This is a genomic window from Paraburkholderia dipogonis (genome assembly GCF_046027395.1).
In the GTDB taxonomy this organism is placed as follows: Bacteria; Pseudomonadota; Gammaproteobacteria; order Burkholderiales; family Burkholderiaceae; genus Paraburkholderia; species Paraburkholderia dipogonis_A.
The window spans coordinates 1-9,507 of the sequence record NZ_JAQQEG010000093.1; the positions used below are offsets into that span (position 1 = coordinate 1).

Consider the following 9,507-nt stretch of genomic DNA (forward strand, 5'->3'; position numbering starts at 1 on the left):
GGGGGCCCCCCCCCCCCGCCCCCCCCGCCTTTTTATTTCCGGAAGGGAAAATCGCGCGCTTGCTCGCGAGGCCAATGATCGCACATGGGCGTCCTTCCACTTACGACGCACTTTTTTCAAGAACTACCCGCTCACGGCTCCGCACAAACAAAGCTGCTGGCGAAATTCACATTGCCCTTGCCGATGTAGCGCGGAAACAGCGGATAGCGGCACAACGGACGCGAGCGTCCATTGGTTGCCGCCGCGATATCGGTTGCCGTCAAAGTCTCGGGCGATGCCCCTCGCGTCACCCAGTTATCGAGCGCGCCCAGCAGATCGACCGATGGAATGAACACGCCGCTGCCGTGCTGGAATCCCGGCACCATGTACAAGCGCATGAAACTATTGACCTGATCGATGCCGAACCGGTCGACCAGCGTGTCGTAATAGGCGATCGTCTGGTTCGGGCTGATGACTTCGTCGGCGAGGCCTTGCAGCGTGATGAGCTTGCCGCCGCGCGCAATGTAGCGCGTGAGGTCGGGGTTCATCGCGCCGATCGTCTGCGACAGCGCGACCAGTTGCGCACGATATTTGCCGGGGTGTTGCGGGTCGAACCTGAGCGAGTCGAAGCTGGCGTCCCGTGTGACGAAATAGCGGATGTAGCCGTCGCCTTGCGCGAACAGGTAGCCGTTGGCGAAGAACGTCGGCACCGTCAAGCGCTCCGGCTGATGCGCGAGGCCGAGCAGGCCGGACAGGTGCGTGCCCTGAAAAATGTTGTAGCCGCTATAGCTGTCGACGTCCCACGCCAGACGATAAGGCAAGGAGAGCCCATCGCGCATCACGAGCAAGGTGGAGAGTTGCGTGTTCGTGAGGCATTCGTCGTGCGAAGGCGTGCGTCCGCTGCAGCGCAACGAATCGACGATCTCTGCTTCGCGCTCACGGCACGCGGCGACGTCGCTGACGATGCCGTCCGCCGCGCCGTCGAGCCGGTCGCACGTGGCGAGCGTCCGTTGATAGACGTGTTCCAGCAACAACGGCGGAATGAAGCCGCCGGGCGTGTTGTATTCTGCCTGGCCGAGTTTCACGCCGAGCAGACGCACGCCGGAAAAATTGAGTGCGGGCGAATTGGCGATCACGCCGTCGTAGTCGTCGGGAAAGCGCTGCATCACGGTGTAGCCTTCGCGGCCGCCGGTCGAGCCGCCCGCGAAATACATCCGTTGCGGCGGGCGGCCGTACGCGCGTGCAATCAGGGCAAGCGCCGCATCATGGGTTTTCTTCAGATGCGCAAAGCCGAAGTTCGTGACCGCCTCGTCGACGAGGCCGAACACGGCGACCGATGAATCGCCGACGTGCCCCGAGTCGTCGCCGAACGTCGCGTAGCCTTGCGCGAGCGGCGCGCGGTTCGGCGAAAACGGCATCACGCCCGTGCCGCTCACCACCACGCCGTTATAACCGCCGCCGCCGATCTGCAGCGCGCGGCCATTCCAGCGGCGCGGCAAATTCAGATCGAAACGGATATCGGGCGTGGTGGCGTTGAACCCTTTGATGCGGCCGGTGATGCGGCAATACTCGCCGCCTTGCTGATTGCCGGGCGCGGTGGCGCTCACCATCGCCGCGCTTTCGATCTGCACGCCGGCGGTCGGCAACGCAATGAGTTCGGGCTGCAGAACGGCGCCCGCCAATTCCGCACAGCGCATGGCGAGCGGCGCTTCCTTGAGAGCGGCGAGCGCCGGGTGAGCGGCGAGCCACAATATCGCGCCGACCACGTGGATGACCGCGCGCGAGTTCCGCGCGACACGCGCTCGGCGCCGACGTGACCTCATCCGTAACCCGCGCCATTGGCGGCCGTCGCCGACTGCTGCCCTCGCCAGCCGCGCCAGCCGCGCGCGATCATCAGCACGGCGCCGATGGCGACGAGATCGCCGCCCAGACCGATCAGCACGCCGCGAAAGCCATGAAACATATGCGGCGTCGCCGTATCGACGATCAGCGAAACCAGTGTGCCCGCAACGAAACACACGAGCCCCGTGCGGCCGACCGTGACTACGGCAGGCAGCCGCCGCGCGAGCCACGCGATGCTGCCCATGCGCACGAACTGCGCGGCGAGCCAGGCAATGACGATGAAGTTGATCACGCGGTCCGGAGAAAGATTCTGTTTAAACGTGCCGGGCAACGGTTGCGTCAGCACGAAAAGCTTGACGATAGCGAACGCCAGCACCGCGACCGCCGCGACCCACGTGAACCAGCGCGCGGTACGGCTTGCGTGAAAGCGCTCGCTGATGGGCTGCACCCGGCAGAGAATCCCGAGCACGAACATCAGCTGCCATGCAAACGGATTAAAAGCCCAGTCGGCCACGTCGTCAATGCTGAATAATGCGGCCAGCGGCCGGGCCAGCGCCCAGACCAGCAAGCTCAAGCCGAGCGCCATGAGCGACGAACGCCGCGCCAGCGGCACCACGAACGGCACGCATAGCGCGAAAATCACGTACATGGGCAACACGCTCGACAGATAAGGCTGGCGCCGCAGAAGCATGATATCGAACGCTTCGCGCAGCGGCTGAACCGCGAAAGGCGGCCAGCCGGTGAGGTCGACCATGGGACGGTTCAGATTCAGCGACGCGAGGATGGCGCCGGACAGCAGCGTCAATACCGCCGTCAACAGATAGGCGCGGTAGATTTCCCAGCAGCGCCTGACAAAGCGCATCTTCGCCGCGTTCTCGCCGCGGCCCGTGAGCACCGCCGTATACGCCGCCGCCGAAGCATAGCCGCCGAGAAACACGAACACTTCCGCCGAATCGCACAACGCATACGCGTGCAGCATCAGATGCGACAGCGCGCTGCCGGGAATGTGATCCAGCACGATGACGATCAGCACGACGCCGCGGAAGAAGTCCACTTCGATCGAGCGCCCTCCAAGGGGACCGGGGCGGCCGCGACGGGTTTCCATTCAGGTTCTCGCAGGATAGGCGCGCATATGCCGCGCGTCGTTTTTCATAGGAACACCATGACAATAAAACGTTCCCAGCGAGGCTGCGCGGTCCATCGGCGCGCGCTGACAACCTGCCTCTAATTTCAAATCACGTAGCGGCGATTTGAAATTCGGTTGTCGGCATGCGGTAATACTGAGTCATCACGTATTCAGTTCGCGGCAAGATTTGCGGCTTTAATTCGCCGGGCGCGCGTGCGATCGGTAATCAGCGCGGAAAATAAATCGCTGAATGCGCTGCGCGATTTTTTTTGCTTTTTTTCATCGTAGGATGGTTTCATGCACGCCCGTCGGACCTCGCGCGTTTCGCGCGATGCCACCTTTCGACGGCGGCCACTCATGTGGACCGGACACGCGGCCAGCCGATCCGCGCTCGGCTGGCACGCCGAGCGTCATTTGCGACGCCTTTCCATACGCCACGGCCGACCTGAGCGTCACCGATGCGCGCCGGTCCTTCCATTACCGCCCAGAACGCGGCGCTGCGCGCGCCGCCTTCGCCCTGGAAGACGACCACATGAACAACAGAATTGCCGGCTTCGACGGATTGCGCGCGATCGCAGTCCTGATGGTATTTTTTCAACACCGCCTGTTCGGCGACATCGGCGAGATCGGCCATCTCGGCGTATGGATCTTCTTCGCGCTGAGCGGATTTCTGATCATCGGCATTCTTGCCGCGCAACGCGCGCGCATTGAAAGCGGCGCCAGTCGATTCGGCGCTGAATTGAAGCGCTTTCTGTTTCGTCGGACCCTGCGCATCTTTCCGATCTACTACCTGATGCTGGTAGTGATGTGCGTACTGATGGCGTTCGGCATGGCGAGTCCCGAACTGGCGAGCGGCATGCCGTTTCACTTCGCCTATCTGTCGAACATCTGGATCGGCTCCGTGCTGCACTACTGGCCCGGGCGCTACTCGCATTTGTGGAGCCTCGCGATCGAGGAGCAGTTTTATCTCGTGTTCGCGCCGCTGCTGTTGCTGCTTGCCGCGCGCCGGCATCGCGCGGTGTGTCTCGCGATCGTCGCGGTCGGGCTTGGTTCGCTGCTGGCCATGCGCGCGGCGCATTGGCCGGAGATCACCATCTACACACACCCGCTGACGAACTTCTGGCTGCTCGCGTTGGGCGGCATTGGCGGCTTGATGATTGCGGGAAAAGCGAGCCGCTTGCGGGCGCGGCTCGGGCACGGTGTGACGCTCTTCGTACTGAGTCTGGCGCTCGTAGGCTTTTGCGCGACTGAGCCGATGTGGAGCGAAGTGGACAGTCCGCTGCTGTTCACCCTGGTCAGTGCCTCGTATGGTGTGTGCATCGCGGCGCTGGTGTGTTCGCTTGCCTGCTGCCGCAACGCCGTCGTGATCGGCCTGCTCGAAACGAACTGGCTGGTGAGCTTCGGGCGAATCAGCTATGGCTTCTACCTCTATCACAACCTGATCCCCGACCTGACCCGCAACCATCACGCCGCGGCGTTCTTCGGCGGCACGGTGCCCGTGTGGGCGCACGTCGCGGGGATCGCCGGGTCGTTTGCGATTTCGCTCGCGATGGCGATGCTGTCCTGGCGGCTGATCGAAGAGCCGATCCTTCGCCTGAAGACGCAGCGTGCGCCGGCTGCGTCGCCCTCGCGCCGTGAGCGAGCGCAGCATTCGTCGAGGAATGACAGCACCGCATCGGACGCGGTCTAAACCAGCCGCGACTTACGTTTCACTTGCATGCGGCGCAAGTGAGGGCACGGTATCATGCGGCCTCACTTAGCCGGCTGCTTCCGATCTTGCGTGACACGCGGGCACCGAACTGGCCGAACCATAACAACAAGCCACCGCCCGCGCGCTGTCCGGTCGATCCGATCTGCGCGGCCGGCTCGCGGTTTGCAACACGCGCTTTCCAACCATGTCTCATTTCACTTTCGCCGGCGGCGTTCTAGGCGCGGGCCTGCAGGCGCTAAACCTCTACGCGTTGCTCGGCATCGTCGCCGCGCTCCTGCTGGGCGGAATGGTCAAGGGCGTGGTCAGTATCGGCGTGCCACTCGTGGCGATGCCGATCCTCAGCCATTTCCTGCCGATTAAGGAAGCGGTTCTCCTGCTGTCGATGCCGATCATCCTCGGCAATATCCCGCAGGCGCTGGAAGGCGGCGAGCTCTTGCCGACTGTCAGGCGCATCGCCGCGCCGCTGATCGGCACGGTGATCGGCAATATCGTCGGCGTAACGGTATTGATTTCGCTCGCGCCACATCGCGCGCAAGCGGCCGCCGGCGCGCTGCTGATGATCGCGGCATTGCTATTGCTGGCTTCGCCGCGGTTGACGCTGTCGCCGACGTGGGCCAAGCCGGCGGGATTGGTGCTGGGATTCGGCGCGGCGCTCATGGAGAGCATTGCTTCTGTGCCGGGCCCCTTGCTCGCGATGTATCTGATCGCCACGGGCGCGACGGGCAAAGCGTTCACGAAGCAGATCGCCATCATTCTGGTGGTGTCGATCATCACGCTCGTCGCGACATTCAGCGGCGGCGCGCATGCCAGTTGGACGGATCTCGCCATCTCGGCCTGCGCGAGCGTGCCGGTGATCGCGGGAATGCTGCTGGTGCGGCCCTTGCGAGACCGCTTGCCGCCCGCCGCGTTCCGGATTCTGGTGCTGGTGTTCGTGGCGGCCGCCGCAGCGCAGATGATCTGGAAATCCGGCGTTTTATAAGGTTTGCGCCGTTTGCGCTTACGCGAAACGGCCGTGGTACGCGCATTGCTGCACAACGGTGTCACTCTAATCAACCGGAGAGCCCGTCGTGGCAACCATGGCCAATTCACCGAACGAGCAGGAGCACGAGCCCGAGCGCCAGCCCGAAGAAGACCCCGGCGGCCCGCCTACCAAGGTGTCCAAGCCGATCGGCGACGCAATTCCCACGCCGGTCGAACCGGGTCTCGACCAACCGCTGCCGAAAAAAGGCGAAACGCCGCCGCCCGCTGACGACGCCGATGGCGAGGCGTTGGGCGACACCGAAACGCCTCCGGGCGTGCCGGAGCCCGGCCCCTCGGATTTCGCGTAACTAGCGCCGGGCAACAAAAAAGCGGCGCCATTGACTGGCGCCGCTCATCGATTGCCATCCAGGCAGTCAGTCGATCATCGGTTCACGCCGCTTCCGGCTCGTGAACGATCTTCAGTGTGCTCTTGTGTTCCCTGATCAACCGGTACACGGTTTCTCCGGGCACGGTCTCCTGCTCGAGCAGTTCGTCAGCAATCGCGCGCAGCACTGGCTCGTACGCATGTAGCAAGCCGTAGCACAACTCGTTCAGTTCCTTGAGCAATACATTCGCATGCTCGATGGCACTCTTCATTTGCAAACCCGCGTACTGCGACGGCAGTGCCGCGAGGCTGAACAGATTGCCGTCGCTATTGAAGCCGAATTTCGACACCATATCGAGGCTGATGCGCGACGCTTCCTGCAAATCCGAAGCGGCGCCGCTCGATGCTTCGGAGAACGCGAGAATTTCCGCGTTGCGGCCGCCGAGCAAAACCTGGATTTCGTTGCGAATCTCGGTCTCGCGATACAGGTGCTTGTCCTGCGCTTTCGTGATGAGCGCAACGCCCAGCGCACCGCCGCGCGGCAGGATCGTGACCTCTTCCAGCACGCCGGTGCCCAGCAGCGCGGCGACGAGACCATGCCCCGCTTCGTGCACGGCGATACGGGTGCGTTCGTCCTCGCTCAGCGCGCGCTCGGCGCCGCTCACGTCGCCGATGCGCGCAATCTTGATCGCTTCCATGAAATGCTTCGAGGTGATTTCAGTGTCGCCGGATTTGCGCGCGACGAGTCCCGCCTGATTCACCACCATCGCGACCGTCGCTGGCGACAGGCCCGTGGTCAGGCGCGCCAACTGATCGTAGTCGATGTCGGCGGATTTCGATTTCAGCTTCTCTGCGTAGAAACGGAAAATCTTCGCGCGGTCTTCGCGATCGGGCAAACGGACCTGCACGGTACGATCGAAACGGCCCGGACGGCGCAATGCCTCGTCCAGATTGTCGGGGTGATTGGTCGCCGCGACGATGATGACGCCTTCGTTCGAAGCGAAGCCATCCATTTCCGCCAGCAGTTGATTGATGATGCGGTTGCTCTCGGCTTCGACCGGGCCGCTGCCCGTATCCGTGCGCTTGGCGAGCCCGTCGGCTTCGTCGATGAAGATCACTGTGGGCGCATTCTTGCGCGCCAGTTCGAACAGATGTTTGACCTTCTGGATGCCGACGCCGTAGTACTTCGCGCTGAAATAGCTGCCGGTGATCGAGATGAAGTTCGCGCCGCACTCACCTGCCAGCGCCTGGGCAAGCCGCGTTTTGCCGACACCGGGGCCGCCCACCATCAGAATGCCGCATGGCGCTCGCACGCCCATCGACGTGAATTGCTTCGGGTCGGACAGATAGCCGCGAATGTCCGCAAGTGCCGCCTTCGCTTCGCCCGCGCCGATCACGTCGTCGAAACGCAGTGCGGGCGCCCTGGCGAGCAGCGTGGCGCCGCCGCGCATTTCGCGCCGCATGAACCACACCATGCCGCCGATCAACAACAGCGGCAACAGCACACTGATGGCGTCGCGCACCTGGTCGAACACCTGCACCCAGCGCGAGCCGCCGGTTTGGATATCCGCATCGGGAAGCCAGACGAGTTGATACGCGGCGGCTTCGTCGGCCTTGGGTTCGCCGAGCAGCAGCGCATGCGAGAACGTCGCGTTGTGGTCGGTGACGAAGTATTTCATGCCGTCGCGCTTCGAGATCAGAATCGCGTTGGGGCTCACGCCGATCGCGGCAACCTTGGCGTCGTGAATATCGCGCAACATTTGCGAGGCGTCTTTTTCTTCGTGCGTCCATGCCGAGGAATCGTGGCGCATCTGGCTCGCGACGCCGGTCAGCGCCGGCGCGACCTGCGCTGTGAGCTGCTGGTAATGCCACACGCCGAATGCGAGCAACACTACGATAAATGCCGCCACCGACATGGCGATCTTGCGTGTGCGTCTTTTACCAAGCGAGTTGTTTCCCGGCTTCATGAGTCACTTCCAAAAACGGGCCCAAAGCGAGCCCTGATACTTGTCAAAGTTCAGAGGGGCAGAGGTTGGCGGAGGGGAATCGACTGATGCGACACCATGCATGACCGGAAGAAAGGACACCCAACCATACGTCCCTTTTAGCAACGTGCACACGGCCAGTATGCCGTGCCGCCGCTTCTTCCAAATCGCAGAAAAGGCCTAGTTCTACCGTCTATCCGGCGTTTTCGAGCCGCCGGATTTTGGGGAGCGAGCGCTGTGCGTGTTGCGGGTAACAAACTGCTCCGGCGCACAGTTTATCAGCGCTAAATTCATTGCGTATTCCGCATATCTACTATTAACCGCTCCCTATTTAAAAGCGGTCAGAGTTACTGAAGATCGTCTTGCCGCACTCGCCTATCCTCCGACGAAAAAATACCCGCTGCCGCCGCGCTCGTCTGCATCTACTCTAAAAAGACCGCCGTGGATGCAGGTTCGATGCGGCGAGCGGCACAATCCTGTGCATGAGCGCCGCGCGACAAGAAAGGAGGACTGCGATGCACGACGACACACCGGTGTTCGATACAGCGCTGACCCGTTTGCTCGGTTGCCGGCACCCCGTGATTTCGGCCGGAATGGGCGGCCCGGCGCGCGCCGAGTTGGCGGTCGCCGTGTGTGAAGCCGGCGGATTTGGCCTGCTCGGCATGGTTGGGGAAGCGCCGGAAGTGATCGAGTGTGAGATCGCCGCCGTGCGCGCGACGACGACCCGGCCGTTCGGCGTCAATCTCATTCCTTTCCGGACGGAGCCCGCGCTGCTCGATGCGCAACTCGATGTATGTCGCGCGGCACAAGTGCCGGCCATGTGCTTCTTCTGGGACGTCATGCCTGACGTGGTGAAACGGGCTAAAGATGCCGGCGCGCTGGTCCTCTGGCAAGTCGGCTCGCTCGAAGAGGCGCTCGCCGCGCAGCAGGCCGGCGTGGATGCGGTCATCGCGCAAGGTGTCGAAGCCGGCGGCCACGTGCGTGGGCGCATCGGCATCATGGCGCTGCTGCCGGAAGTCGCGCAGCGTTTGCGCGTGCCGGTGGTGGCCTCCGGTGGCTTCGCGACCGGCGCCGGGCTGATTGCCGCCCTTGCGCTCGGCGCGGCGGGTATTCATTGCGGCACGCTGTTCGTCGCTACGCACGAGTCTTTCGCGCACGACTATCACAAGCAACGGATCGTCGATGCCCGGGCGGGCGACACCGTGCACACCGATATCTACGCAATCAACTGGCCACCCGGCTCGCCGGTGCGTGTGCTGGCGAACAGCGTGACGCGCGAGGCCGGCGATCATCTGTTCGGCAATCATCCGCATGTGTTGCCGCGCGAAGAAATCGCGCACGATGACCAAGGGCCGATCTACAAATTCAGCACGATTTCGCCGCTACGCGACACGGTGGGCGATCTGGAAAAAATGGCGTTATTCGCGGGGGAATCGTCGACGCTGGTCGAGCGATGCGCGCCGGTGGCGGAAGTCATCGACCGGCTCATGAGCGAGGCGGTGGACGCTGCGGCCCGGAT

8 protein-coding genes are annotated in these 9,507 nt (G+C 63.2%); 4 read left to right on the forward strand and 4 right to left on the reverse strand.

Annotation, left to right across the window (positions count from 1 at the left end; translation table 11 throughout):
- Positions 1-131 precede the first annotated feature (131 nt).
- The 3 genes from PQR32_RS41710 to PQR32_RS41720 form a co-directional block, all read right to left on the reverse strand.
- The gene (locus PQR32_RS41710) at positions 132-1,802 is read right to left on the reverse strand and encodes a tannase/feruloyl esterase family alpha/beta hydrolase (protein WP_408241618.1); all 1,671 of its coding nucleotides are present in this window, start codon (positions 1,800-1,802) and stop codon (positions 132-134) included.
- On the reverse strand, positions 1,799-2,926 hold the full coding sequence (locus PQR32_RS41715; protein WP_408241620.1) for an OpgC domain-containing protein: 1,128 nt from the start codon (positions 2,924-2,926) through the stop codon (positions 1,799-1,801). Before PQR32_RS41715 ends, PQR32_RS41710 begins: the two co-directional genes overlap by 4 nt.
- Before the next feature lie 191 nt (positions 2,927-3,117).
- Positions 3,118-3,246: a hypothetical protein gene (locus tag PQR32_RS41720; RefSeq protein ID WP_408241623.1), complete on the reverse strand. Its 129-nt coding sequence runs from the start codon at positions 3,244-3,246 to the stop codon at positions 3,118-3,120.
- A gap of 233 nt (positions 3,247-3,479) precedes the next feature.
- Here PQR32_RS41720 and PQR32_RS41725 point away from each other — a divergent pair, with 233 nt between their 5' ends.
- The 3 genes from PQR32_RS41725 to PQR32_RS41735 all read left to right on the forward strand — a co-directional run bounded on the left by PQR32_RS41725 (position 3,480) and on the right by PQR32_RS41735 (position 5,986).
- The gene (locus PQR32_RS41725) at positions 3,480-4,637 is read left to right on the forward strand and encodes an acyltransferase family protein (protein ID WP_408241626.1); all 1,158 of its coding nucleotides are present in this window, start codon (positions 3,480-3,482) and stop codon (positions 4,635-4,637) included.
- A 205-nt stretch (positions 4,638-4,842) separates the two neighbouring features.
- Positions 4,843-5,637 (forward strand): TSUP family transporter, encoded by a 795-nt coding sequence (locus tag PQR32_RS41730; RefSeq protein ID WP_408241629.1) that lies wholly within the window; start codon positions 4,843-4,845, stop codon positions 5,635-5,637.
- A gap of 88 nt (positions 5,638-5,725) precedes the next feature.
- Entirely contained in the window at positions 5,726-5,986 is a 261-nt protein-coding gene (locus PQR32_RS41735) for a hypothetical protein (RefSeq protein WP_408241632.1), read from the forward strand.
- Between the two features lie 82 nt (positions 5,987-6,068).
- Here the strand turns inward: PQR32_RS41735 and PQR32_RS41740 are convergent, their stop codons facing one another.
- On the reverse strand, positions 6,069-7,970 hold the full coding sequence (locus tag PQR32_RS41740; RefSeq protein WP_408241635.1) for an ATP-dependent metallopeptidase FtsH/Yme1/Tma family protein: 1,902 nt from the start codon (positions 7,968-7,970) through the stop codon (positions 6,069-6,071).
- A 533-nt stretch (positions 7,971-8,503) separates the two neighbouring features.
- Here PQR32_RS41740 and PQR32_RS41745 point away from each other — a divergent pair.
- Positions 8,504-9,507 (forward strand): NAD(P)H-dependent flavin oxidoreductase (locus PQR32_RS41745; RefSeq protein ID WP_408241638.1); only part of this gene is annotated, 1,004 nt, incomplete at its 3' end.